This is a genomic window from Parapedobacter sp. ISTM3 (assembly GCF_016533505.1).
Lineage (GTDB): Bacteria > Bacteroidota > Bacteroidia > Sphingobacteriales > Sphingobacteriaceae > Parapedobacter > Parapedobacter luteus.
This window is the reverse complement of sequence record NZ_JAENGN010000047.1, coordinates 1-1377: the sequence shown is the minus strand read 5'-3', so window position 1 is coordinate 1377 and position 1377 is coordinate 1. Positions and strand designations below refer to the sequence as shown.

The window sequence follows — 1377 nt, the reverse complement described above, 5'->3', positions numbered from 1 at the left end:
AGCGTGAGCGCTTCGAGGGCGACCCGGACCAGATGAGCCTGCCGTTCGATGCGGAACCCGCCGCGGCAGAGCAGCAGCAGGAAGAAACCAAAGAAAAGATCGAATATGTGCGCAGACGCCCGAACCACAAAGGGCGCGCGAAACTGCCCGGACATCTTCCTGTCCAGGAAGTCGAGATCCACCCTGAGGGCGACCTGTCGGATATGGTCTGTATCGGCAAGGAAATCACGGAAGAGTTAGAGTGTGAGCCGGCCAAGTTCTATATCAAACGGTATATCCGCTACAAATATGCCGCTAAAAGCGGTGAAGGGGTAAAGATCGCGGAACTTCCCGAACGGGTCATCGATAAGGGCATCCCCGGGGCAGGGCTGCTGGCGATGGTCCTGACCGATAAATATGTGGACCACCTGCCGCTCTACCGCCAGAAACAGCGCTTCGCCCGGGAAAACATACAGATCGCCTCCTCCACGATCGAGGGCTGGACCAAAGAAGCGCTCATCAAACTGCACCCGCTCTATGAACAGCTTATCTTCGACACGAAAGCGAAAGGCTATCTTCAAGTGGATGAGACCCCGATCAAAGTGCTGGACAGCGATAAAAAGGGTGCCGCCCACCAGGGATACTATTGGGTGTACCATGCCCCGCTGGAGGGAGCGGTATTGTTTGACTACAGCCCCACCCGCGGGGGCAGCGCACCGTTGCCCATACTGGGCAGCTTCAGGGGTTACCTGCAAACGGACGGGTATGCCGTATACGAGAAATATGCACGGAGCAAAAACGTGGTCCACCTGGCCTGCTGGGCGCATGCAAGAAGAGAGTTCGAGCGTGCGTTGGACAATGACCGGTACAGGGCGGAGAAAGCCCTGCTCATGATCCAGCGGCTCTATGCGGTGGAAAGGCAGGCCCGGGAAGAAAAGCTGGCCGCCGATCAGATCAAAGAACTGCGGCTGACCGAATCGCTGCCGGTGATCAACGAGCTGGGAAAATGGATCTTTGAAGAAATAAAATCCACCCTGCCCAAAAGCCGGATCGGCAAGGCCATGGCTTATGCCTACGCCAGATGGGATGGGCTGTCGGCTTACCTGTATGACGGGAACCTGCAGATAGACAATAACCTTTGCGAAAATGCGCTTCGTGGGGTTGCATTGGGACGGAAAAATTACCTCTTCGCCGGCAGCCATGAAGCCGCCCAGCGAGCCGCCATGATCTACTCCTTTTTCGCCATCTGCAAAAAACACGAAGTGAATCCCTTCCAGTGGCTGAAATATACGCTGGAAAATATCATGACCATAAACCACAAAAACCTGAAAAACCTCTATCCGCAGAACTATAAGAAAATCGTTCAGCAATCAAACATGTAGTTCATAGGGCGGATAC

The 1377-nt window shown here is 54.7% G+C and carries 1 protein-coding gene; it reads left to right on the top strand.

Annotation, left to right across the window (positions count from 1 at the left end; genetic code table 11):
• On the top strand, window positions 1-1361 hold a 1361-nt coding region (locus JHJ32_RS22475), incomplete at its 5' end, for an IS66 family transposase (RefSeq protein ID WP_200122953.1).
• Between the last annotated feature and the right edge of the window lie 16 nt (window positions 1362-1377).